This window comes from Alienimonas chondri, assembly GCF_013036045.1.
Taxonomy (GTDB): domain Bacteria; phylum Planctomycetota; class Planctomycetia; order Planctomycetales; family Planctomycetaceae; genus Alienimonas; species Alienimonas chondri.
In genome coordinates this window covers 1-23843 of sequence record NZ_WTPX01000040.1, presented here as the reverse complement: position 1 = coordinate 23843, position 23843 = coordinate 1, and the positions used below count along the sequence as shown (strand labels likewise).

General features: G+C 68.1%; 21 protein-coding genes and 1 pseudogene. 15 read left to right on the top strand and 7 right to left on the bottom strand.

What is annotated here, in order from left to right:
• Nucleotides 1-25 precede the first annotated feature (25 nt).
• Both LzC2_RS08125 and LzC2_RS08120 read right to left on the bottom strand, forming a co-directional pair.
• Nucleotides 26-1777: an arylsulfatase gene (locus tag LzC2_RS08125; RefSeq protein WP_171185673.1), complete on the bottom strand. Its 1752-nt coding sequence runs from the start codon at nucleotides 1775-1777 to the stop codon at nucleotides 26-28.
• Nucleotides 1777-3300: an alkaline phosphatase D family protein gene (locus LzC2_RS08120; protein ID WP_171185671.1), complete on the bottom strand. Its 1524-nt coding sequence runs from the start codon at nucleotides 3298-3300 to the stop codon at nucleotides 1777-1779. The genes LzC2_RS08125 and LzC2_RS08120 overlap by 1 nt, the downstream gene beginning before the upstream one ends.
• Before the next feature lie 124 nt (nucleotides 3301-3424).
• On the opposite strand from LzC2_RS08120, the gene LzC2_RS08115 reads away from it, so the two are divergent.
• Nucleotides 3425-4129: a hypothetical protein gene (locus LzC2_RS08115; RefSeq protein WP_171185669.1), complete on the top strand. Its 705-nt coding sequence runs from the start codon at nucleotides 3425-3427 to the stop codon at nucleotides 4127-4129.
• 10 nt (nucleotides 4130-4139) lie between these two features.
• Here LzC2_RS08115 and LzC2_RS08110 read toward each other — a convergent pair whose 3' ends face one another.
• Nucleotides 4140-4871: a 3-keto-disaccharide hydrolase gene (locus LzC2_RS08110; protein ID WP_171185667.1), complete on the bottom strand. Its 732-nt coding sequence runs from the start codon at nucleotides 4869-4871 to the stop codon at nucleotides 4140-4142.
• A gap of 160 nt (nucleotides 4872-5031) precedes the next feature.
• Here LzC2_RS08110 and LzC2_RS08105 point away from each other — a divergent pair, with 160 nt between their 5' ends.
• Both LzC2_RS08105 and LzC2_RS08100 read left to right on the top strand, forming a co-directional pair.
• Nucleotides 5032-6432: an HD domain-containing protein gene (locus LzC2_RS08105; protein WP_171185665.1), complete on the top strand. Its 1401-nt coding sequence runs from the start codon at nucleotides 5032-5034 to the stop codon at nucleotides 6430-6432.
• A 48-nt stretch (nucleotides 6433-6480) separates the two neighbouring features.
• The gene (locus tag LzC2_RS08100; RefSeq protein ID WP_171185663.1) at nucleotides 6481-6837 is read left to right on the top strand and encodes a four helix bundle protein; all 357 of its coding nucleotides are present in this window, start codon (nucleotides 6481-6483) and stop codon (nucleotides 6835-6837) included.
• A gap of 44 nt (nucleotides 6838-6881) precedes the next feature.
• On the opposite strand, the gene LzC2_RS08095 is transcribed toward LzC2_RS08100, so the two are convergent.
• Complete coding sequence (locus tag LzC2_RS08095; protein ID WP_171185661.1) at nucleotides 6882-7238, bottom strand: 2Fe-2S iron-sulfur cluster-binding protein; 357 nt, start codon at nucleotides 7236-7238, stop codon at nucleotides 6882-6884.
• Between the two features lie 145 nt (nucleotides 7239-7383).
• Here LzC2_RS08095 and LzC2_RS08090 point away from each other — a divergent pair, with 145 nt between their 5' ends.
• The 4 genes from LzC2_RS08090 to rpsR all read left to right on the top strand — a co-directional run bounded on the left by LzC2_RS08090 (nucleotide 7384) and on the right by rpsR (nucleotide 11100).
• Nucleotides 7384-8457, top strand: a complete 1074-nt coding sequence (locus tag LzC2_RS08090) for a P-loop NTPase (RefSeq protein ID WP_171185659.1) — start codon at nucleotides 7384-7386, stop codon at nucleotides 8455-8457.
• Between the two features lie 98 nt (nucleotides 8458-8555).
• Nucleotides 8556-9470: a hypothetical protein gene (locus LzC2_RS08085; protein ID WP_171185657.1), complete on the top strand. Its 915-nt coding sequence runs from the start codon at nucleotides 8556-8558 to the stop codon at nucleotides 9468-9470.
• A 44-nt stretch (nucleotides 9471-9514) separates the two neighbouring features.
• Nucleotides 9515-10702 carry a M24 family metallopeptidase gene (locus tag LzC2_RS08080; protein ID WP_171185654.1) on the top strand — a complete coding sequence of 396 codons (1188 nt, stop codon included), beginning with the start codon at nucleotides 9515-9517 and terminating at the stop codon, nucleotides 10700-10702.
• Between the two features lie 119 nt (nucleotides 10703-10821).
• On the top strand, nucleotides 10822-11100 hold the full coding sequence (rpsR, locus tag LzC2_RS08075) for a 30S ribosomal protein S18 (RefSeq protein WP_145359939.1): 279 nt from the start codon (nucleotides 10822-10824) through the stop codon (nucleotides 11098-11100).
• 157 nt (nucleotides 11101-11257) lie between these two features.
• Here rpsR and LzC2_RS08070 read toward each other — a convergent pair whose 3' ends face one another.
• Complete coding sequence (locus tag LzC2_RS08070) at nucleotides 11258-11785, bottom strand: UvrB/UvrC motif-containing protein (RefSeq protein WP_171185652.1); 528 nt, start codon at nucleotides 11783-11785, stop codon at nucleotides 11258-11260.
• A gap of 336 nt (nucleotides 11786-12121) precedes the next feature.
• Here LzC2_RS08070 and LzC2_RS08065 point away from each other — a divergent pair, with 336 nt between their 5' ends.
• Both LzC2_RS08065 and folE2 read left to right on the top strand, forming a co-directional pair.
• The gene (locus LzC2_RS08065) at nucleotides 12122-13756 is read left to right on the top strand and encodes a hypothetical protein (RefSeq protein WP_171185650.1); all 1635 of its coding nucleotides are present in this window, start codon (nucleotides 12122-12124) and stop codon (nucleotides 13754-13756) included.
• Between the two features lie 254 nt (nucleotides 13757-14010).
• Nucleotides 14011-14910, top strand: a complete 900-nt coding sequence (gene folE2 / locus LzC2_RS08060) for a GTP cyclohydrolase FolE2 (protein ID WP_171185648.1) — start codon at nucleotides 14011-14013, stop codon at nucleotides 14908-14910.
• A gap of 36 nt (nucleotides 14911-14946) precedes the next feature.
• Here the strand turns inward: folE2 and LzC2_RS08055 are convergent, their stop codons facing one another.
• Nucleotides 14947-15426: a PEGA domain-containing protein gene (locus tag LzC2_RS08055; RefSeq protein WP_246254861.1), complete on the bottom strand. Its 480-nt coding sequence runs from the start codon at nucleotides 15424-15426 to the stop codon at nucleotides 14947-14949.
• A 148-nt stretch (nucleotides 15427-15574) separates the two neighbouring features.
• Here LzC2_RS08055 and LzC2_RS08050 point away from each other — a divergent pair, with 148 nt between their 5' ends.
• From LzC2_RS08050 to LzC2_RS08025, 6 genes are all read left to right on the top strand, one after another.
• A complete protein-coding gene (locus tag LzC2_RS08050) occupies nucleotides 15575-16948 on the top strand; it encodes a PP2C family protein-serine/threonine phosphatase (RefSeq protein WP_171185647.1) in 1374 nt (457 codons plus the stop codon).
• A 183-nt stretch (nucleotides 16949-17131) separates the two neighbouring features.
• The gene (locus LzC2_RS08045; protein WP_171185644.1) at nucleotides 17132-18763 is read left to right on the top strand and encodes a sensor histidine kinase; all 1632 of its coding nucleotides are present in this window, start codon (nucleotides 17132-17134) and stop codon (nucleotides 18761-18763) included.
• Between the two features lie 67 nt (nucleotides 18764-18830).
• On the top strand, nucleotides 18831-19496 hold the full coding sequence (locus LzC2_RS08040) for a Uma2 family endonuclease (protein ID WP_171185643.1): 666 nt from the start codon (nucleotides 18831-18833) through the stop codon (nucleotides 19494-19496).
• A gap of 120 nt (nucleotides 19497-19616) precedes the next feature.
• Nucleotides 19617-20909 carry a beta-ketoacyl-ACP synthase II gene (gene fabF / locus LzC2_RS08035; protein WP_171185640.1) on the top strand — a complete coding sequence of 431 codons (1293 nt, stop codon included), beginning with the start codon at nucleotides 19617-19619 and terminating at the stop codon, nucleotides 20907-20909.
• Between the two features lie 208 nt (nucleotides 20910-21117).
• Nucleotides 21118-22182, top strand: coding sequence for an alpha/beta hydrolase (locus LzC2_RS08030; protein WP_171185638.1), 1065 nt, complete (start codon nucleotides 21118-21120; stop codon nucleotides 22180-22182).
• A gap of 177 nt (nucleotides 22183-22359) precedes the next feature.
• Nucleotides 22360-22872, top strand: coding sequence for a response regulator (locus tag LzC2_RS08025; protein WP_171185635.1), 513 nt, complete (start codon nucleotides 22360-22362; stop codon nucleotides 22870-22872).
• A gap of 82 nt (nucleotides 22873-22954) precedes the next feature.
• Here the strand turns inward: LzC2_RS08025 and LzC2_RS08020 are convergent.
• Nucleotides 22955-23843, bottom strand: a pseudogene (locus tag LzC2_RS08020) (hypothetical protein); the annotation flags it as partial.

Genomic DNA, 23843 nt, shown 5'->3' with positions numbered 1-23843 from the left:
GTCGACGGCCGTGAAGCGGCCGGCGCTATCGGGTGCGATTGCGGGGCTTCGGCTGTCCCCTCCAACCGCCCAACGGGAGCACGTCGTTCGTGCGGGCCCAACTGGTCCACAGCGAGGACAACTCCTCGACGACGCCCGGGTTCGCGACGGACAGGTCGTGCTGCTCGGTCCGGTCGGTCGCCAGATCGTACAACTCCCAATCGCCGCCGGCCTCGGCAACGAGCTTCCAGTCGCGGCCGTCCTTCGGCCCCATCCGGCTGATCGCCCGATTCCCCTCGTGCTCCCAGTAGAGCGCCCGTTGATCGGGGCGACCGCTCTCGAAGCCGGCGAGGGCGTCGACCAGCGAGCGGCCCGGCAGCGGCTTCGTCTCGTCTCCGCCGAACTGCTGCGGATACTCCGCCCCGCTCAGCGCCAGCAGCGTGGGAGCGAGGTCGATGAGGTGCGCCCGTTCGCGGACGAACCCGCCCTGTCGTTCGGCCCGCAGCCCGGCGGGCCAGCGGGCGATCAGCGGCGTGCTGATGCCGCCCTCGTGCACGTCGCTTTTGTAGAGGCGGAAGGGGGTGTTCGCGACGTTCGCCCCGCTCTCGCCGAAGGTGACGAACGTGTCCGGCGGCCCCGGCATGACGTTCGTCCCGCGACGCAGCGGGTAGCCCTCGCGGGTGAGGTAGGTGCGCTTCTTCCGGACCTCCTCCGGCGGCGCCGAATCGGCCGTCGGCTCATCGGGGCGGGGGGCGAACGGCTTGTCGCGCCCCATGCCTTCCGGGCTGCCGCCGTTGTCGCTGAGGAACAGCACGAGCGTGTTCTCCGTCGCCCCGACTCGGTCCAACTCCGCCAGAAGCCGGCCGATGCCCTCATCCATCTGCGTGACCATCGCCGCGTGCGTCGCCAGACAGGCGGCCTCCCACTCCCGCTGATCCTGCGGAACCTGCGACCACGATCTCGGCAGCGGGGAGAGCGTCGTGGTGTCGGGCAACAACCCGGACGCCTGTTGACGGGCGAGGCGGCGCTCGCGGACGGCCTCGAATCCCTCGTCATAGATGCCGTCATAGCGGCCGATCCGTTCCGGCGAGGCGTGCAACGGCCAGTGCGGCGCCGTGAAGGCGACGTACAGCAGGAACGGATCGTCGCCGTGCTGCTGGGCATGATCGCCGACGAAACGGACGGCCTCGTCGGCGATGGCGTCGGTGTAGTGATAGCCGGAGCCGTCCGATGTGAACTGCGCGGGCCGCAGCGGGTCGGCGAAGGGGCTGATCGGCTGTTCGTCGCGGACCAGCGAGACCGGGTCGTAGTAATCCCCGCCGCCGCTGATCGTGCCGTAGAACCGATCGAACCCGCGAGCGATCGGCCAGTTGTCCTTCGGGCCCTGCGGGCCGGTGTGCGGAGAAACGTGCCACTTCCCGCTGAGGTAACTGCGATAGCCGACCGGCTTCACCAACTCCGACAGCGTCGGCCGGTCCTTCCGCAGGCTGCCGGCGTACCCGGGCGTGCCGCGGTCGGAGATCATCCAGCCCATCCCCGCGGCGTGGGAATAGTGCCCGGACAGCAGCGACGCCCGCGTCGGGCAGCAGCGCCCGGTGTTGTAGAACCGCGAAAACCGCAGGCCGTCCGCGGCGAGCGAATCGAGGTGCGGCGTGTGGATCTCCCCGCCGTAGCAACCGGCGTCGGAGAACCCCATATCGTCCGCCATGACGATCACGACGTTCGGCCGCGGCGGCTCTTCGCCGCTATCCAAAAAGGCGACCGAGGCGAGCAGCAGGGCGAGGGAGGAGCAAGTCATCAGGGCGTCGCGTTCCGGTACCAGTAAGTTTCGTAGGCCCGCGTTTTGAGATGCGGTCCGTAGTTCGGATCGCCCGGCTTCAGGCTCACGTTGTGGATCAGATGCAGGCGGGCCTCCTCGCCCCGGCCGCGCCACGCGCCGCGGCTGACGCGAACGAAGAGGTAGCCGCCGGACGCCGGGGCGCCGTACTGCTCCATCCCCTCGCCGTCGTTCGAGATGATCGATTCACGGCCCATCAGGTAATGCTGGACGATTTTGCCCGCCGGGTCGGTCGAGTCCGGATCGCCGGCGACACGTCCCGGGCGACTGTTCGTGTCGTCGATCGCGCCGCTGCTGAACTCGTGCACGCCGCTGGGGTGCTCGGCGTGGTACTGCCAGTGCCGGTCGCCGCACATCACGAGGAACTCGCCGCTGTCGAGCATCCCCTCTTCCTTCAGGAAGTCGAAGAACCGCTGTCGTTCGTGCCGGAATCCGCCGAAGTTCGTGTGGTTGTCGGTCTTCCGCTTGTCGTCCGGCCCGACCATCGGGGTGGGGGAGACCAAGACTTTGAACGTGGCGTCGCTGTCCTTCAGCGTTCGCGTGAGCCACCGATATTGCTCCTCGCCCCAGATCGTTTTATCGGGGCCGTCCTCCATCGCGTTCGGGCTGCGATAGTCGCGGCCTTCGACGAACCAGAGTTGCAGATCCTTGTTGCAGCGAACGGTGCGGTAGGTGGGCGTTTCCGCGTCGCCGGGCGGGACGACGGGCACCTGTTCGCGGAACGTTTCGATGGCCAACTCCGGCGAGGGTGCGTAGTCGCCGGTGTTGTCGGAGTCGTCCATGCGGAAGTCGTGATCGTCCTTCATGTGGAAGGCGGGCACGCTCGCCAGCAGGTCGCGGAACCGCGGCTGGATGAAGTTTTCGCGCCACTTGGCTCGCATCTCTTCAACCGTCTCTGCCCGGCCCTCCGTCGGCGTGTCGTAGTAGACGGTGTCCCCGGTGTAGACGACGAAGTGCGGGTTCGTCCTGCGGATCGCTTCGAGCATCGGGAACCCGAGTTTCCGCTGTTCCGGCGGCGCCGGCGGGGCGAGTTCCGTGTTGTTCTGCTCGAGGTGCTGCTTCCGATCGATCGCCTCGCTGCCGTGAAACTTCGCGTAGTTCAGCCCCGTGACGACCACGAACGACACCGGTTTGGTCGAATCGGCCGCCGGCAGCGTGCGGAAGCGGCCGACCGGGGATTCGATGCCGCAATAGGTGCGATAGACGAATTCGTACCGCGTGTCCGGTTTCAGACCGGTGAACGCTCGTCGCATGATCAGATCTCGCTCCGGATCGACCACGCCCGCCGGGAAATGCTGTCCAGCGCCTTCCGCGTCGGCCTCGCGCAGGATGAAGGCGCCGCCGGAGCTGCGCGAGACCGGCGGGTGACGGGCCTGCAGAATCGCGGTGTTTGCCGTGACCTCGCCGCTCATCGGTAGGGCGAACGTCTCCTCGGAGGGCGACGCCGGGGCGATCAGCGAACAGGTCAGCAGGGCGGCAAGCATGCCGTCGAGCGTACGAATCGATCCCCGGCGATGCGAACGCTCCGGGCGGTCCGGTTGCTTTCCCCGTGCCGGGGTACAGTCTCGCCCCCTGACTCAATTCCCGTACCGTCAATACGGTCTTTCTGTGACCCATGCTCCTTCTCCGCCGGACCGCTGGCGGCTACTCCGTTACTGCGCCTACGCCCTCGCCGCCGAGGGGGGCGTGCAGGCGCTGTATCAGGCGGTGATTGCCTACGGCCCGGGGATCGCGGTCGAAAACGGAGCCTTGGAACTGCTGCAGATCGCAGTCGCATTGGCGGGCGGGGCGGCGCTCGTCGCCGCTGGGGCGGTGACGCAGCGGGGACTCACGGCGATCGCGTTCTGCGCCGGGGCGCTGCTGTATGCGGCGGCCCGTGAGGCGGATCTCTGGTTTGAGCAGGTGGCCTTCGACGACGCCTATAAGTACCTCGCCGGGGTTCCGATTGCGGCGGCGGCGGCGGCGGTCGCGTGGCGGGACCGACGTCGCTGGGCGGAGTCGCTGGAGTGGACCGCCCATCCAGCCTCCGTCTTCTTTCTGTGCGGCGGGTTGCAGGTCGTCGTGGCGGCGGCCCTCTTCGACCGGTCGCGGTTGTGGGATTCGATTGAGAACTCGGTTCAGGCGGACAGGGTGAAGCGATTGGTCGAAGAATCGATTGAACTGTCCGGTTACCTCACGCTGGCTGCCGGCGCGTGCGAACTGCTGATCACCTGCCGCCGCGAAGCCGCCGCCGCCTCCCGCGCGGCTCGCCAGACCGACTCGGCGAGCCACGCAGCAGCCGATGACTCGCCCCCCGCCGCGGTCGCGGCGTGAAGGCCCGGCGCTACGGCAACTCGCGGAGTCGCAGGTTGCGGAACTCGATCGGCGAACCCTCCGCCTCCAAGCAGAGGAAGCCTTCCGCGGGCACGCACCCGGTCCCGCCGGAGACCTCTTTGCCGTTGACCCACAGGCGGACCTCGCCGTTGATCGCGCGAACGTAGTAATGATTCCACTCGCCGACGCCCTTGCTGCGGCGCTCTGAGGGAAAGCTGCGTGAGCCGTTCGGGGAGAGCGGCGGGAAGGGCGTCATCTTCGAGGAACCCACGGGGAAGACGTCGCCGTCGGTGCTGAACCAGTCGCCCGGCTTCTCGAAACGGCTCTCGTAGAACTCCGTATAGCCGTGATCGAGAATCTGCACTTCGATCCCGCCCCCGGGGAGTCGGCCCTTCGGCAGATCCGTCAGCTTCTCCTCTGGCACCCAGACGAACGTGCCGGAGTTGCCCGCGGCTTTGAGGTGCCGCCATTCCAGCGTGTACTCAAAGTTCTTGTACGGCTTCGTCGAGCGCATCACGCCCACCGGCTTGCCGGTGCAGTACAGACCGCTGTCCTTCCACTGCCACGTCTCGGGATCTCCGTTCACGTCGGCGAAGTCCTTCTCGCCCAGCGTCACCCACCCCGGACCGGTCCCGTCGATGAGGGCGGCGGGCGTCTCGGCGGGCTGCGCGGCGTCGGCCTCGACGGCCGGCGGCTGCGCGGGGAGCGGCAGCAGAAGGGTGCAGAGGACGGTTTGAAACATGGGCGTCTCCGGCGAATCGGGGAATGAAACGACCGACAGCATCACGGCTCACCGATGCGATTCCCATCCCGGCCGGGCTGGCGATGGGCGGGGGATCAAGTCGCTCGGCGATACCATTCACCGCCCCGCTCCCCGTCGATCAGTTTGCCCGCCCGTTCCCATGCCCCGCGACTACTCCCACGAAAGCCTCTCCCACGATCCGATCCACGGTTACATCCCCTTCACCAGCGGCGCCGGCTTGCCGGCGGGAGAAGTGGGCGAGGCCCAGATCATCGACCACCCCTGGGTCCAGCGGCTGCGGGCGATCCACCAGCTACAGACGGCCTGGTACGTTTTTCCCAGCGCCGAACATATGCGGTTCCAGCATGTCCTCGGGGCGATGCACCTCGCGGGGAAGGTGAGCGACGAGTGGTACGACAGCCTCGCCGCCTCCTGTCCGAACATGCCCAGCAAGCCGCTGGTGGTCACGCTCTGCCGGCTGGCGGCGCTCTTGCATGACGTGGGGCACGGGCCGTTCGGGCACTTCTTCGACGACCACTACCTCGATCAGTTCGGCCTGACGCACGAGCGCCTCGGCGCCCACATCATCGAGCATGAACTCGGCGACCTGCTCCGCGGCGTCCGCCGCAACCCCGGCGGGGTGATCGGTCCGCTGGAAGAGGTCGAACCCCGGCAGGTCGCCTATCTCATCTGTCGACCCCGAGCCGGCGAGCCGGACGATCAGCCGGATTGGCTTCGCAAACTGCGGAGTCTGTTCAGCGGGATCTACACGGTCGACAACATGGATTTCGTCCTGCGGGACGCCTACATGAGCGGCTACAACACGCGGGCGTTCGACCTCTCCCGACTCACGCATTACAGCTTCTTCACCCCCGCCGGGCTGACGATCCACGCCCGCGGCCTGCCGGCGCTGATCAACTTTATCGAGACTCGGGCGAACCTGTTTCGCACCGTCTATTTCCACCGCACCGTGCGGGCGTTCGATCTGGCGCTGGAGGAACTGTTCGCGGAAACGATGGCCCGGTTGTTCCCCGGCGACCCGCTGGAACACCTCGACGCCTACCGCAGACTGACGGAGCAGAGCTTCCTCGTCGACGTCTCCCGGCTGTCCCTCTCCGACGACGAGACCGACCGGGCGCTGGGCGAAAAGTGGGACGACATCCTCGCCCGGCGGTTCGGCTGGAAGATGGCCGCGGAACGCACGATCTCCTTCCACAGCGGCGTCGCCGAGCGCACTACGATCTACTCCGAGCCGGAGTTGATCGAAGCCCGCGTCCGCCGGCATCTGCCGAACGACTTGAAGGACCTGGAGCTCGCCGTCGACAGCGCCCGGCACTACCACCGGCCCAGCGCCGACCTGCCGGTCTCCGGCCTGAATTGGCTGCTCGACCCGGCGGCGGGCGGGCCCACGGAACTCAGCGACGACGAACTGTTCCGCAGCTTGCCGCTGGCCTTCGCGATCTTCCGCATCTACGCCCGCGACCATCAGCACGATCAAGCGATCAACACGGCGCTGGCGAAAGCGGTCGGCGGGGCGGGGGATACGAAGACGAATATGTGACGGGGAAACTCCAAGACCAAGAAATCAAGAACCAAAGACGGACGAGTCGTGAGCCAGACGTTCGACCTGGATGATCGCACTGAGCGGTTCGCACGGGAGGTGCGACAGTTGATTCGCAAACTGCCGCGAACGCTTTGTAATTCCGTCGACGCAAAGCAGCTGGTTCGATCTTCCGGCTCGGTCGGGGCAAACTACCTCGAAGCGAACGAAGCTTTGGGCGGCAAGGACTTTCGATACCGAATCAAAGTGAGCCGCAAGGAGGCGAAGGAGAGCGGCTATTGGCTTCGCCTGCTCGACTGCCGTGACATCGCTGTCCTCGCGGACGAACGGGACAGACTCGAAGACGAAGCCGGACAGCTCGTCCGTATCTTCACCGCCATCCTTCGGAACCACTCCGCAGATTGACCATATTTAGTTTTTGATTTCTTGGTCTTGGAGCTTTCGCAGTCTCAGACCCACTCCGGCTCCGGCTGGATCTCCTCCGCGACCGGGCTCCCTGCGTCTTTCCGACCGCTACCCTCGAAGCGGCTGATGACTTCGACCGTCATGTCCTGTTCGCACAGCAACTGGCAGGAAAGGCGGATTTGCGGATCGTCCAGCCCCTTCGCCTCGCGGACGGCTTTTTCCGCGGTCGTCATTTTGGAGGGCAGGCCGTCGGTGATGCGCACCCGGCAGGTCGTGCACTTCGCCACTCCGCCGCAGGCGTGCAATTGATCGGCACCGGCGTCTTCGGTGAGGGCGCGCACCAGCCGCTTGTCGGCCGGGACTTCGTAAGAACCTTGGTCTTTGACGGTCAGGGTGGGCATGCGGTGGACTCGATAGGAGGGGGATGAACGTGGATCGTTATCATGCGGTCGCCGCTGTCGATCGTCACCGGGGCGGCCCCGGTGTCGAGGCGGGGAAATCGTCGTACGATCCTCCTTCGTCAAACTTCCTCTATCGCTTGCGTCCATGTCGCTGCCGTCCGATCCCGCCGCCGCCGTGCGGGCCGTCGTCGATCCCGCCTTCGGTCGATCGCTGGGAGAATTGAACGCCGTCGGCGAGGTCGCGGTCGACGGCGACGCCGCGACGGTCACGCTGCACCCGCCCTGCGTCCTGCATCCGCTGCGGGAGCATATCGAGGAGAAGGTGGTCGCGGCCTTGGGCGGCGGGGAAGTGACGATCGAATGGAAGCCCCGCGTGATCGGCCGGAACGCCGGCGGTCGGCTGGGGCTGACGGCCAAGAACATCATCGCGGTCGGCAGCGGCAAGGGGGGCGTGGGGAAATCGACCGTCGCCGCGGGTCTGGCGATCGCGTTTGCGGAAGCCGGGGCGAAAGTCGGGCTGGTCGATGCCGACATCCACGGCCCGTCGCTGCCGCACCTGTTCGGCGTGTCGAAGAACGGCCCGCCGGAGATGACCGAACGCCGCGGCCCCGACGGCAAGACCGTCCCCCGGTTGGTCCCCGTCCCGGTCTCGCTGCCGGGCGGGCAGTCGCTAGGGCTGATGAGCGCCGCGTTCGTGATCCCCGAACGCACGGCGGCGGTGCTCCGCGGGCCGATGACGCAGAAGTACGTCCTCTCCTTCCTTCAGCAGGCGGAGTGGGGCGAACTGGATTACCTCGTGATCGACCTCCCGCCGGGCACGGGGGACGTCGCCCTGACGCTCGCCCAGAACGCCGCGCTCGGCGGGGCGGTGGTCGTGTGCACGCCGCAGAAGGTCGCCCTGCTGGACGCGGTGAAGGCGGTCTCGATGTACCGGCAATTGGAGATCCCCGTGCTGGGGATGGTGGAGAATATGTCCGGCGATCTGTTCGGCCGCGGCGGGGCGCGGACCGAGGCGGAATCGCTGGGCGTGCCGACGCTCGGCGAGATCCCGGCGGACGGCAAGGTGCGGGAACTGGGCGATGCGGGCACGTTCGCCGGCGTGCTGTCCGAGGGCGGCTCCGCGGCCGACCCGCTGCGGGTCGCCGCGGGCAAGACGGCGCTCGAATTAGCCCGCGGGGCGCTGGAGAAGGCCCGCACGCCTACATTGGAAGTGCTGTGAGGCCGTCGGCAGTTCGCCCGGGGAACCGCGGTTCCCGCGCCCGGGGCGAACCCCTAGGTTCCCGCGGTACTTTGCAGCCGAAGGACCGGCAGGCGCCCATGATCGCTCGTTGTTTCGCCGCCGCCCTCCTGTTGACCGTCAGCGGTCTGGACTCCGCCGAGGGTCAGGATCGGGCGACGCTGCGACCGCGGATGGACGCCGCCCGCAGTCTGCCGTCGCTGCCCGCCCACGCGGAACCGTTCGAGTTCACGCTGCCCCGCCCGCCGGCGGACCGGACCCGGGTCGCGGATCTCGCCGCCGGTCTGCACGACCCGCGGACGCGGAACGCCTGTCTCGCCGGACTGATGCGACTCGATCTGCCGACGCTGCGTCGCTCGGCCAGCGGGCTGCCGGCCGACCGTTTGAAACAACTCCTCGAAGACCCGGCGACCGGCGGCGACGCCGCGGACGCCTGCGGATTTCTGTTCGGACTGGCCGATGCGAAGGCCGGTCCGGGCGTGCTCTCCGGTGCGATTCTCGCGCGGGCGAAGCGAGGCGATGACGCGACCGGTTGCGTGATGGGCTTGCTGCTGTGCGGCGGCGAACCGGCGGTGGCCTGGCTCGAAAAGCTGTGCGTCCGGCCCCGCTGCCCGATCGGCTTCACGCTCTCCGCCCTCACCGCCGCGGACGTCGCCGCGCGGGATCGGGACTTCAATCTGAAGGCCGACCGGCTGGCCCGATTCGCGACCGCCCTGCTGGCCAGCGACGTCGCCGCGGAGGCCGCGATCGATCGGCTCGCCGGGTGGCGGGCGTGGGGGCAGGCGTCGGCGGTGCTGACCGCCGCCGCGTCGTCGGACGACCCGGACGCCCTCCGTCGCCGCTCGCTGCAACTCGCCGCCGCTCGTTTCGCTCTCGACTGCGCTGCGGATCCGAACGCCGGGACGCACGGTCGGATGTGCCGCGGGTGGCTGGCGGAAACGGCCGCGACTGACGCCGATTTGATCCACCGGGCCAAACGGATCGCGGGGCGATAGACTCGGGCGGTTCACGTCGCCTTCGAACCGCCGCTTTCTGCCTGATGCTTGATCCCGCTGCCGTCCGTGAAGAACTGTCCTCCGCCGGCCTGGACGGCTGGCTGCTGTACGACTTCCGGGGGGCGAACCCGCTCGCTCATCGGCTGCTGGGGCTGGACGAACGCCCCGATCAGAGCCGGCGTCTCTTCTACTACCTCCCCGCCGAGGGGGAGCCGCGGAAGCTGGTGCACCGCATCGAGCGAGGCAGTCTGGACCATCTGCCGGGCGAGAAGCACGTTTACCTCTCTCGGCAGGAGCTGAGCGCCGAACTGGCGACCGTTCTCGGCGGGGCGAAGACGGTGGCGATGGAGTACGTCCCCGGGGCCGGCAACCCGTACGTTTCGACAGTGGACGGCGGGACGATCGATCTCGTCCGCAACTGCGGCGTGGAGGTCGTCAGCAGCGGCGACCTGATCGGCCGATTCGAGTCGACGCTCTCCGAGCGGCAGCGGGCCGATCATTTGCGGGCCGCGGAGGTGGTCGAAGCCGCGTTCGCCTTCGCCACGTCGCTGATACACGAGGCGACCGCCAACGGGGGGACGATCGAGGAAACGGAGGTGCGCGACCGGCTGCTGGCGTTCTTTGAGCGGAAGGGCTGCATGTCCTACTCGCCGCCGATCGTCGCCCGCGGGCACCACGGCTCCGATTGCCACTATGAAACCGGCATCGGCGGCGACACCGCCCTGCGGCGTGGCGACTTCCTGCTGCTGGATATGTGGTGCAAGGTCGATCGGCCGGACGCCCCCTACGCGGACGTCACCCGCTGCTTCACCTTCGGCCGGGATCCGTCCGAGCGGGAAGCGAAGACCTTTGCCGTGGTGGTCGCGGCGCGCGACGCGGCGCTGAACTTGATTCGCGATCGATTCGCCGCCGGCGAGCCGGTTCAGGGCTGGGAAGCCGACCGGGCCAGTCGAGGCGTGATCGAGGCTGCGGGGCTGGGCGAATACTTCGTCCATCGCACCGGGCACAGCATGGGCATCGATACGACGCATGGCACCGGCACGCATCTGGACGACCTGGAGACGAGAGACGAACGGCTGTTCCTGCCGAACACCTGTTTCACCATCGAACCGGGCGTGTACGTCGACGGGGAGATCGGCTGCCGCAGCGAGATCGACGTGCTGATCGAGCCGGACGGATCGCTGCTGGTGACCGGCGAAGAGCCGCAGATACAGATCGAACGGGTGGGGTGAACGCCGGTGGGGTGACGAACCGCCCCGACGGCGATACGATCCCGCTCCGTCCGTCCATATCACCCCCGTACGTTCCAGCCGTCGCGTCGCCGTCCGACGCCCGCCCGGTTTTCGCCCCTATGGCCCGCAGCAACCGACTGAACCTTCGCAAGCTCCGTAAGAAGCGGGCACGCGTCAAAAAGCCGATGAAGTGCCGCTTCACCGGCGGCGGCGAAGTGCCGCGCCCGGTGTACGTGGACTACAAGGACGTGAAGCTGCTGAAGACCCTCGTCGATCGCGAAGGTCGGATCATGCCGCGTCGCCGGACCGGCACCTGCGCCCTGTACCAGCGGGCCGTTCGCGAAGCCGTGCTGCGGGCGCGGTTCATCGGCCTGATGCCCTACGTCCCGGAAGAGTAGGGCGGCTTGAGGCGAGCGGCGGGCGTCAGCCCGCTGAGTTCTCATAAATGTACGAGCGAAGCGGCAGGGGCCGGCACGCAGAGTGCCCCCTTAGCGCTTAGTAGGCAGCAGCCGGGAGGCACAGCGGGCTGACGCCCGCCGCTCGCCGTATTGGGAGTCACTCCGACTCGACGCCGCCCAGAGCGCCGATCTCGTCGCGCAGGCTGGCGGCTTTCTCGTACTCCTCCGCGGCGACGGCCTTCGCCAGATCCTTCCGCAGACGGATGAGCCGGAACTGCCTGCTCGATTCGCCCCCCGCGGCGCCCGCGGGGACTTTGCCGACGTGCCGCGTGGCGTCGTGGATGTTCTCGACCAGCGGAACGAGTTGCTCCCGAAACGCCTCGTAATCCCCGGGGCAGCCGAAGCGGCCCTTCTCGCGGAACTCGTGGAAGCTGATGCCGCAGTGCGGGCAGCGTTTGCCAGCTCCGCGTTTGACGGCGGCCGCCTCCGAAATCTCCTGCATCGCCTGCACCGCTTTGAGCGTGTCCGCGGCGAGGTCGTCGGGCAGATCGGCCGCGGGAGTTTCTTCCGCCTTCATGTAGGCATGGAAGTGCTCTTCGCAGAAGTGGATCTCGGTCGGCACGTCGTCTTCGATCTCCGTGACGTGGAAGACCGCAGGCTTCGCACAGCTTTGGCACTTCTTCATCAAGGGCGCTGTTTCATCAAGTGGCGTTCGAGCGACAGGCCGTCGAGCGACGGGGGGCCGTCGCGCCCGAAGGGACGTTCGGGGGATTGTAGCAGAGGGCGCCGGGCGGTCCCCGGGAGTGGGGCGAGTCGATCTGTCCCGGCTGGACGGATCAATCGGAACCGGGGCAAGCGAAGGCGGGGCGCCAGCCGATAGGAAGAGTCGGGGACGGCTCCCCGACGACGGCCCATGGACGGGACCGCGATCCACTTACCGCACGGACTGAGCGTGATCCCGCCCCGCCCGACGCCTTCCCGTCCCGCCGCAACCGACTCGCGCCGCAACCGTTTGCGTGCGGTGCGGCGGACTGCTCTCGGAGGGATTCTCGCCGTCGCGGGACTGGCCGCAACGGGCGTCGATGCGCTGGCCGACACGCCCGCCCGGTCCCCGCTGGTCGCCCCGCGACCGGTCGTTCGGGTGACGATCAGCAGTCCGGTCCCCCATCCGCTCGCCGTCGAGCGCCGCATGGGCGACTTCCTCGAACCGGCCCGCGATGCGTCCGCGAAGCCGGACAACCTCGGCGCCCCGGAAGCGCTCCTGAGCCTCGTCGGCCGGACCGGCCCCGCCCTCGCCAGTCCGCAGCGCGTCGATCCCGCGACCGCGGACAATCCCACCGCCGTCGTCGAGCCGACCCGCTTGGCGGACCCCGGCCGCGTCTCGGTGCGTCGGATCGAACTGGCGCCGCCGGTGGAGCGTTCCGAAGTCGTCCCCGGTCCGGCCGGCGAGGAGGCGAGGATCGTCCTCGGCGACGCCCCGACGGACTCCCTCGGCGCTCGGCGGATCGCCGGCGAACTCAAGGCCGTGCCGTCGACCGCGGTCGACGCTGCGGACGTGATTGACGGCCCCGCCGTGCCGGGCGACCCGCTCGCGATGGACGTCCCGGAGCAGGAACTGGTCGTCAAACCGGTGGATCCGCTGGCGACGGCCTGTGACGAAGCGATTCGGATCGCCTCCGCCCGCCTGCTGACCGGCGAGAGCCGCAACGCCCGCAGTAACTCGCCCTGGCAGATCGGCCACGGGCTGATGGCGCTGCGTGAAGACTACGTGTTGATCGCCGACGGCCGGCAGGTGCGGGCGCTGGACTGGATCGCGTCCGGTCCGAAGTTCAAGAACGAGCCGTGGTTCGTGCGGGGCCGCTTCGGTCCGAAGGCGCACGAATACAGCGGCACGATGTACGACTTCGAAGGGCACCCGAACCAGATCCTGGCCTTCTTGGCGATGAGCGATCTGCCGCAGGATTTCGTGCTTCGCGACGGCGACGGCCGCCCCTTCACGATCGCGGAGTGGATCGAAACGGCCAAGCGCGAGGTCCGCATCAACCGCACGGAAGAGGTCACGTGGACGCTGTGGGCGTTCAGCGTGTACCTCGACAGCGACGCCCAATGGGTCAACGCCCGCCGTGAAGGCTGGAGCATGTCGCGGCTCGTCGAGGAAGAGTTGAAAAGCGACCCGACGAAGCACGCCTGCGGCGGCACGCACGGGTTGTACGCCCTCGCCAGCGCCCGGAACGCTCGCTTGCAGGAGGGGAACCGCCTGCGGGGGCAATGGCTGCTGGCGCATGAGAAAGTCAGCCGCTACACCGCGTTGGCGCGCAGCCTGCAAAACCCGGACGGTTCTTTCAGCGACAAGTATTTTCAGGGGCGGTCGCACCAGCGGGATCTCGTCACGCGGATCGGGTCCAGCGGCCACACGCTCGAGTTCCTGATGATGGCCCTTCCGCAGAGCGAACTGGACAGCGCCTGGGTGCGGGCCGGCGTCGGCCGCGTCGCGACCGATCTGCTGGCCGGCCGCAACGCGGAGGTCGGCGGCAAAGCGGTCGGCGGGATGTACCACGCGGTGCATGCCTTGAAGCTCTACCGCGAACGGACCGGCGAGGACTTCACCCCCGTGCGGTTGCAGACCGCCGAGGGCCCGCGTCGGGTGATCCGGTAACGCGGAGCGGCGTCGCTGCGATGGGGGCTTCGACGGCTTCACCCCCATGGCGGCGGTATGAGCGGGCCGGTTGCGGGGCTAGAATCCCCGTCCCCTACCGCGTGCCCGCCTCGCCGATGCTGTCTCCCGCCGTCGTCCCCCCGCCCGCTGGTCGCAGCGATTCCGTTTCGACGACGGCGTCCCCGGCCGGCGCTCCGGCGTCTCTCCCGTTGGGCAAACCCGCGGGCGAACCGGCGGGAGACGCTCTACCGGATGTGGCCGTCTCCACTGCCCCCGGGGTGTACGGTCGGTTGGACCGGGTCGGGATGGACGGCGTGCAAGCGGTCGCCGCCGTCACGGTCGACGGTCGCCCGGCTCTGCTGCCGGCGGTGTGCGATCTCGCGGTGAGCCTCGACGATCCGGGGAGCCGCGGCATCCATATGTCCCGGCTCTATCTCCGGGCGCAGGAGGCGTTGGAGGAAGGACTGACGCCGGCACGCTTGGGCAAGCTCGTCCAGGAGATGTGCGAGTCGCACGGCGAGATCAGCGAGGGCGCCTTCTGCGACGTGTCGCTGACGTTGCCCGTGCGGCAGCCGTCGTTGGTCTCCGGCGAGTCCGGGTGGCGCCACTATCCCGTTCGCTGCGGCGCCGCGTTCACCCCGGACGGCGTGTCGCTGACCGCGTCGGTGCAGATCGAATACTCCAGCACCTGCCCCTGCAGTGCCGCCCTCTCCCGCGATCTGACCGACGCGGCCTTCCGCGAAGCGTTCGGGGCGGCGGACACGGTCTCCGCGGACGATGTCCGAACCTGGCTGTCCAAGGGCGGATCGATCGCCGGTCATCCGCACAGCCAGCGGAGCAAGGCGGACGTGACCGTGACCTTGGACGCAGAGACCGCGAGCTTCGGCTGGCTGGATCTGGTCGAAACCGCGGAGGCGGCGCTCGGCACGGCGACGCAGGGCGCGGTCAAACGGGCCGACGAACGGGAGTTTGCGCGGCTCAACGCGGACAATCCGATGTTCTGCGAGGACGCTGCCCGCCGGCTCGCCCCCGCGATTGCGTCGGTGGCCGGCGTGCGGAACTACGCGATTACCGTGCGGCACCTCGAAAGTCTGCACCCGCACGACGCCGTCGCGACCGTGAGCGGCGAGGTCGAAGCGTGTGGCGCCGCGTAAGCGAGCCGCCGCCGGCGAGGCTTCACGACCGGGCCGTTACTGCTCGGTCTGACTGCGGCCGCGGAGCTGATCGGCTCGGATCAGCACGTCCTCGGTCGGGGCGATCACCTTCGGCTTTAACGTCCGCATCACGAGCCGGCGGTCTTCGACCTGCCTCGGCAGGAAGTTGTCCGCGATGAACTCCTGCGGCGGGAGTTGCCACCAGGGCGCCTCCACGGGCAGCAGAAAACTCTCCTGCTCAAATCCGTCTTTGATCAGCGTGATCCGACGCGTGGCGTAGTAATCGTAGCTGATCGAAGCGGGGGTGTAGCCGATCTGCTCCCCGTCGACCTCCACCAGCGCCCCGCGGGGTTGGCTATCGATCGTCAGTCGACGATGCGTCGATTGACAACCCGTGCCCAGCAGCAAGATCGCGACCGCAATCAGCGGCAACCGTCCCCAGCGAAGCGGAGGGGCGTCGGCGCAGCATGCGTGCGGCATGCCGGGGGCGCGGCGGCGGGGCGGGGCGGAGGCCATCGCCGCGGGGTTTAGTCGCCGGCCGGGGACGGTGGGAAGGGCGGTTTCACGGGCGGGACGCGTCGGTCCCCGTGATGGCGGCGGGGGAGCGGAACTCCTACAGTTTTGCGGTCCCGTTTCGCGTCGTTCCGTCGTCTCCGGATCTGTTTTGCTGTTCGCGCAACCGCTCCGCTACGCCGTTCGGACGGACGTCGGGCTACGGCGGCAGAACAACGAAGATGCCTCCGCGGTGCGTCTCGCCGGGACGCAGGAAGCCTTCGAGGACCACGGGCATCTCCTGCTGGTCGCCGACGGCATGGGCGGGCACGCGGTCGGCGAACTGGCCAGCGGCATCGCCTCGGAGGTCGTGCCGCAGGACTACCTCCGCGACACCACCGGCGGAGATCCCGCCGATCGACTCGCCGCCGCGGTGGTCCGGGCGAACGCGGCCATCTACGCCAAGGGGGAGAGCACGCCGGATTTCGCCCGCATGGGCACGACCTGCACCGCATTGGCCCTCACCCCGCAGGGCGCCGCGATTGCCCATGTCGGCGATAGCCGTTGCTACCGCATCCGCGGCCAGCGCTGCGACCAGCTGACGTTCGATCACAGTTTGCAGTGGGAGTTGATCCGTCAGGGGATGGACCCGGAGACGGTGATGTTGAACGAACCCCGCAACGTGATCACCCGGTCGCTCGGGCCGAGTCCCGATGTCGCCGTGGATATCGAAGGACCGTTCGCCGTCCTGCCGGGAGACGTGTACGTCCTGTGCAGCGACGGACTGACGGGCCATGTGCACGACCATGAAATCGGCGCGATCGCCGGCGGTTTGCCGCCGGAGGAAGCCGCCAAAATGCTGGTGAATCTGGCGAATCTCCGTGGCGGTTCCGACAACACGACCGTCGTGGTGGCGAAAGTCGGGGAGGTGCCGGAGGGGCTGTCGCATAAAACGCCCGGCGATCCGACCCGCCCGATCAATCCCTGGTTGCTTGCGGCGGCCTGGGCGTTGGCCGCGGTGCTGGTGACCGGATTCGCTCTGCTGCTGTTCGGCCACTACCTGGAGGGCACGCTGGTCACCGCGGCCGGCGGGGCGTTGTTGGCGGCGGCGGGATTCCGCATCTGGCAGCGGTGGTATCGCGGTCCGAAGGAGCGGCCGCTTCATACTTCCGGCAGCGAGACGGCGATGTGGCGGGCCTATCGCAGTGCCCCGGCGGTGGTGGATCGGGCGATCGTCGCCGAGGCCGGTCAACTGGCCGCACAACTCCAGCGAACCGCGATCGAGGAGGGATGGGGAATCGATCCGAAACGCGTGGAGAAGCACCGCTCCCGGGCGGCCACGGCCGCCGCTTCGGCGGACCTGCGCGGTTCGTTTCTGCATCTCTGCCGGATGATCGACGTGCAGATGAAGGGGCTGATCCAGACGCGCCGCCCCTCGTCGGACCGGCCCGCCGCCGCCCGCGCGAAACCCAAGGCGACTCCCCCGCCATCCCCTCCTTCGCCGCCGCCCGATCTTGCCCAAAGCCCCGCCGCGAAGCCGGAATGACTCGCGTCAGCGGTGAACCGGGCCGGTCGCGGAGGTGATCAGGCCGGTTCGTTGCTTCGGATGCGAAACTTCCGGTAGGTGCGTCGGCCGAGGGTTGGTAACGTGCGGGCCGACCCTCGTGGTCGGCCGTCCGGGGCGATCTTCGCACCCCGTTTTCCGCTCATAGGCCAGGAGGCGCCGCCCGTGTTTTTCGCTCGAAGCCTACGGGTGCGACTGTACGGCGGGGTGGTCCTCGCCGCCGCGATGATGGTCGTGCTCAGCGGAGCGGCACTGATCACGCTGAACGAAAGCGACCGGGCCACCCAAGAGATCGACGCTCGCCTGACGACCCTCCCCAATCGGGCTTCGCTGGAGCAGGCCGTCGACAATCTTCAGTTCCATACGCTGCCGCAGTCCGCTTTGCCGGATCGGATTCTCGCGGAAGGGTTACAACGCGAGGTGCTGGGGCTAGTCGCCGCCGCGGAACAGGCGCGAGTGGAGATGATCCGCAACTACGACGCCGCCCCCGTCGGCAGTCTTCAACAGCGTCAATGGGTGGTCGACGGGCCGCGGCTGGGGAGGATCGGCGCCGGGTTTCAGTCGATGTCCGGTTTGGCCGCCCAACTCATCCCCGCGGAAGGGGCGGAATTCGACCCCGCCCGTGCCGGCGCCTTGCGAACGGAGTTGTTCCGCCTTGCCGTCTCCATCAAAGAAGACCTGCACCATTTGCCGAACCCGCAGACGAATCTGCACCGGGGATTCTCGCAGTACCGCCGCCATCATCGGCGACTGCTCTACTGGGTGCTGGGCCTGACGACGCTGGTGCTCAGCGGCTCCGCGTGGCTGGTGTATTACGGCTACCGTCGGCTGGGGATTCCGCTCCGCGATCTGCACCGCAGCGCCCGCCAGATCGCCGGGGGGGACGTCTCTCATCGGGTCAAGCAGTGGTACAACGACGAGGTCGGCGAGCTCGCCGGGGCGGTGAACCACATGGCCGATCGGTTCAGCGAGATGAATCAGGAACTGGACCGCCGGGTCCGCGAGCAGTCCCGGCAACTCGTTCGCAGCGAACGGCTGGCCGGCGTCGGCACGCTGTCCGCGGGCTTGGCCCACGAGATCAACAACCCGTTGTCCGCGATCGGGATGGCTGCCCAAAGCCTGACCGCCCGCGCGGACGCATTGCTCGTCGGCTGCACGCCTCAGGAGCGGACCCTCGCGGAGCGCTATCTGGAGATGATCGCCCGGGAAACCGCTCGGTGCAGCGACATCACCCGCAAGCTGCTGACATTCGCCAAGGGCAACGGCGGGGTGAAAGAACCGACGGACGTCCGCACCCTCGCGGAGGAGGTGCTGGAAATGGTGCGTCCGATGAGCAAGTACGCCGACCGTCGCGTCGAGTTCGACCCCGGCCCGGCCGGCTGCGTCGTCACCGGCGGTCCTGAAGATCGAGCCGGCGGAGCGATCGCCAGCGTCAACGGGCCGGAGATCAAGCAGGTGTTGCTGAATCTGACCTTGAACGCCCTCGAAGCGACCCCGGACGGCGGCACGGTCACGCTCGCCGTTCGCCCGACCGCCGATGCGATCGAAGTGACCGTCGAGGACACCGGCTGCGGCATGACGGAGGAAGTCCGCGATCACCTGTTCGAGCCGTTCTTCACCCGCCGCGGCGACGGCACCGGCACGGGACTGGGGCTGTCGATGACGCATCGCATCGTGACCGACCACGGCGGCACGATCGAAGCCGAAAGCGACGGCGAAGGACTCGGCAGTCAGTTCTGCGTACGGCTTCCGCGGCACGCCGCGGAGCCGCAGCGGGCGTTGCGGAAAGCGGCGTGAAGCTGCTCCTTCCGATCAGGGCATTGCCGGCCTAACATTAATCGACTGTTCTCCTTCCGGCGAATCGATGTCCACCGCTGCCCCGTTCGCTCCGCCCCGGCAAACGCTGCGACGGCTCACGCCGCCCCTTGTGCTGACCGGCGTGTCGTGGGACGCCTATTGCGAGATGCGTGACGACGACGGAAACGCACGGCTACGGCTGACGTACGATTCGAAGTCCCGCCGTTTGGAGGTCGGAATGCCAGGCAAACGGCATGATTCCGTGGCTGAACTGCTGAGCTATTTCGTTGCCGGGTACGGCCGTGTCCGTCGTACGGCAATCACTCCGGTGGGGTCGACGACTTGGCGAAAGCAGACTGTCGGCGGAGCGGAGGCAGACAAGGCGTTTCACGTCGCTCGATCGAACGTCGATCTCGGACTTGACCGCAACGTTCCCGACCTCGACGGCGGCGACGTCCCGCCGGATCTCGTGGTCGAGGTCGACGTGACCAGCCCCGGCGTGTCCAAACTGCCGATTTACGCGGGGATCGGCGTGCCGGAGGTTTGGGTCTGGGAGAACGACGCGATCGCCGTGCATCGCTTGGTTGAGGGCAAATACGAGAGGATCGATCGCAGCGTCGAACTGTCCGGATTCCCGATCGAGTTCGCCGCGGAACTGATTGCGACGCGTGCCGACGCGGCGACCTTCGAACTGGAAGAGGCGTTCGCGGAACGTCTGCGTGCCGCCGGCTGAACGCGGTCCGCGGCGAGGCTTTCGGACAGCCCCGCTTCCCGAGTTCGGCCGACTTCTCCTACACTGACGCTCGCCCCGTCGCGGGACGGCGGCGCCGTCGTTCCCACCTGATCAATCTCCATGCGTCGTCGCGTCGTCATCACCGGTCTCGGAGCCGTCACGCCGGTCGGCAACGACGTGAAATCCGTCTGGGCGGCCGTTCGCGAGGGGCGGAGCGGCATCGGGCCGATCACTCGATTCGACGCCTCAAAGTTCCCCACGACCTTCGCCGCGGAGGTGAAGGACTACGATTTCGACGCCCAAGTCGACGACCCGAAGCCGTTCTCGCAGGCCGGGCCGAACATTCGCTTCGCCGTCGGCGCGGCGAAGCAGGCCGTCGGCCAGAGCGGCCTGCTGGACGATCCCGCCCACGCCCCGGACCCCACTCGCTTCGGCATCTACCTCGGCGCCGGGGAGGGGCAGCAGAACTTCCCCACCTTCATGCAGATGGTCGCGGAGGCGCAGGCCAGCGGCGATCTCGACCTGGCGAAGTTCACCGAACTCGGCTTGGAACGGCTCGACGCGAAGTTCGAGTTGGAGCAGGAGCCGAACATGCCGGCGGCTCACCTGTCGGCGCTGTTCGACGCTCAGGGGCCGAACCTGAACTGCCTGACCGCCTGCGCCGCGAGCAGCCAGGCGATCGGCGAAGCGACGGAGATTATCCGCCGCGGCGACGCCGACGTGATGCTCTCCGGCGGCGCCCACAGCATGATCCACCCGTTCGGGCTGACGGGCTTCAACCTGCTGACCAGCCTGTCCACCCGCAACGATGATCCGCAGGCGGCCAGCCGGCCGTTCGACGCGGACCGCGACGGGTTCGTCCTCGGCGAGGGAGCGGGGATGGTCGTGCTTGAGGAACTCTCCCGGGCGAAGGCCCGCGGGGCGGAAATCCTCGGCGAGGTGCTGGGGTACGGCTCCTCCGCGGACGCCTACCGCATCACCGACATTCACCCGGAGGGCCGGGGCGCGGTCGCGTGCATCAGCGGCGCGATGCAGGATGCGGGCGTCGGCCCGGATCAGCTGGATTACGTCAACGCCCACGGCACCAGCACGCTCGTTAACGACCGCACGGAGACCGCCGCCATCAAACAGGCGCTCGGGGAACACGCCTCGAAGACGCCCGTCAGTTCGACGAAGAGCATGATGGGGCACCTGATCGCCGCGGCCGGCAGCGTGGAAGCGATCCTGTGCCTGCTGGCAATCCGCGACGGCGTGCTCCCGCCGACGATCAACTACACCACGCCCGATCCGCAGTGCGATCTGGACTACATCCCCAACGCCGCCCGGGACGCCAAGGTCGAGCGGGCATTGTCGAACAGCTTCGGGTTCGGCGGGCAGAACGTCTCCCTGATCCTGGGACGCTTCACCGGCTAGGGTCGAAGGGGCGGGCATCCCTGCGGTTTCGGCAAGTTGGGCGGGGCGGCGGCATCGCGGTCCGCGTGCCTCCCATGACGGGAAAATTGCCAGTCGCGAGGAATCGTTCCATTCATTCCCCTTCGACGGCTGCCACAATCGGCCTCGGCGCCTAGGATGGGGCACCCGCGGCGGCGGGCGCTCCTCTCCGCGGCACCCGGACCGGCTCGTGATTCTCGTCCCGCTGGCGTTCTCCGGATGGCCCGCGGGCGGCGTGCCCTCTCAGATCCCGTTCTGGGATGCGGAACTCTGGCATGGCTGGACCATCTGGATTGTGGTCGGCGTCGGGCTGTTGTTGGCCCTGCTGGTCGTCGATCTGCTGATTCGCCGCGCCGCGGTGCAGTTCGCCCTCCCGTTTTTTGAACGGGAGCCGCCGTTCAATCTCGTCCCCGCCGCTCCGAACGACGACGCGACGCTCGCGCGGGTTCGGGTCGAGGGCGTGACGAACGACCGAGGCGAGCCGTTGTCGCTGTCGGTCGCGGTGACCCCGGCGCACGGGCCGCCTCGCGGCGTCATCGTGTTCTGCTCGGAGACCGGCGGCTCAAAGTGGTTTTGGCAGCGTTACGCGGCGGCGTTGCCGCCGGCCGGCTTCACGATCGTGTCGTTCGAACACCGTGGGATGTTCGACAGCGACTGCGATCCGAACCATTCCCCCGGCCACTGGCCTACCGAGTCGGAAGTCGCCGACGCCTTGGCCGTCACGAGGACGGCGTTGGACGATCCCGCAGAACTGGGGCTGCCGAGCGGGTTGCCGGTGGGGCTCTTCGGCGTCAGCCGCGGCGCCTGCGTGGCGTTGGCGGCGGCGGCGCGGGAGCCGCGGGTGGTCGCCGTCGCCGCGGACGGCGGATTCGTCACCGATAGCGTCGTCACGGAGTTCGGGCGGAAGTGGGCGATGCTGGCGGTGCCCAAGTGGTTCGTGCCGCTGATCCCCACGTGGCACCTTCGCCAATCGATGTGGTTTATGCGGAAGGCGGCGGACCGCAAAAAGGGCGTCCGCCACCTCGCTTTGCAGCATGATTTGAAGGGACTGCGGGACCGGCCGGTCTGGCTCGTCAGCGGGGCCCGGGACAGCTACGTCACGCCGGATCAGGCCCGCGGTCTGGCCGCCGCCGTCCGCGGAACGGCCTGGCTCGTGCCGAAGGCCAAACACAACCAGAGCCGCGATCTCGCGGAAGCGGAATACGACGAACGTCTGTCGTCGTTCTTCCTGGCGGCGTTCGATCGCTTCAGCTGAGCGAACCGCCTCGGCCTGCCGATGCGGCGGGGGAGGCACATTTCGGCTACGACGAGTCGCTCGTCGTAAACCTCTGTCCGCGAGATGATTGCGAGTTATTAGCGGGGTTCTTGTTGCGGATGGTACAGGACGTGCAGGCGAATCGGTCTCCCGCCCTCCGATTGTAAGGTGCACCGCATGTCCGCTTCGAACCCGCCGCCCCGGCCGGCCGGGGTCGTGAGCCTTGGAGACCTCCCGGCGCCCGGTCGCGCGACGTTGGATGAGGCTCCGCCCTGCGAAGTGCTTGTCGAGCCGCCCTTCCGCGTGCTGGTTGCCGAGGACAACGACGCCCTCCGTGAAGTCGTTCTCGCCGTATTGGAACGCTTCGTCGGGGTCTTGGAACTGCTCGAAGCGAGCCACGGCGGAGAAGCGGTCCGCATCATCCGCGGCGAGCGCGTCGACGTGGCGGTGCTCGACTTTCAGATGCCGCAAAGCAACGGCCTGGAAGCGTTTGCAGAACTGCGAGCGGTGAACCCCGCGGCGCCGGGCATCCTGATCTCCGCGGAGGCGGACGATGCGATGCGTCGCGACGCGGCGGCGCTGACGGTCCACCGGGTGTTGGCCAAGCCGGTCGCTCGACGCGATTTGCTGGCGGCGTTGGATTCCGCCCTTCGCACCGCTTATCAAGCCGCCTTGCCGGCAGCGGCTTAAGTCGCGTTCCCAACCAAAACAGCCCGCGTCCCTAAGGGACGCGGGCTGTTTTGACATCGTGTCGAGGGCCGTTTCCTCGAGATCAGAACTGCCTGGCTCGGGAAGCCTGCTCGGACCAGCCGAGCGCCGCGGCGCGGGCGGGGACGCTCGGCGCCATCGAAGTCTGGTCGAGTTCGTTCGGCGCCGGCGCGGACACCGGGGGGGCGTTGTCCGTGTCCTCGGTGAAGTTGTCGCTGGGGATCGGACGCAGCGTCGAGGTATCGCTCGGCATCTGCGTGGGGTTCAGATACTCGATGTTGGGCACGCCGGTGTGCGGCATCGGCATGCCGACCGGAGGGAGGCCGGACGCGTCCCCGTACATCGAACCGCCGTAGTTCATCGAATCGCCTGCTTCAGCGCCGTAGTACGTGCTCGAGGAATCGCTCGAGTAGATGTCGCCGGGGGCGAAGCGGGGAGCGAAGTCCGGGGCGCCGCAGTCCGGTTCCGGCATGACGGTCCGCACCGGGCGGGGAACGTAGGTCGTGGCACAGTACGGCACGATCTTCTCGCAGCGTTCCGCGACCTGTTTGGTGTAGGTGTAGGGGATGCGGCGAACGCGGCTCCGGCGGACGTAGTCGGTGGTGGTGTACTCCTCGGTCACCAGCTTCGGCACCCAGATTCGCTTCCAGCAGCCGCGATCCACGGTGCGGCACTCGGTTTTGCACACCGGTTCGACGTACTCCTCACGGCAGTTCCGGTAGGCGACGCACTCGACTTCCTTCCAGGTGACGCATTCACGCCGGGCGTATTTGGTGACGCGACGGGGCACCAGTTCCGTCTCGCAGACCGGCGGGGCGGCACAGGTCCGCGGCGCCACGCAACTCGGGGGAGGCGTCGGAGCGGCACAGATCGGAGCGGGCGCCGCACAGATCGGGGCCGGGGCGGCACAGATCGGGGCCGCACAGGCGGGCGGTTGGAATGTGGCGCGGGGC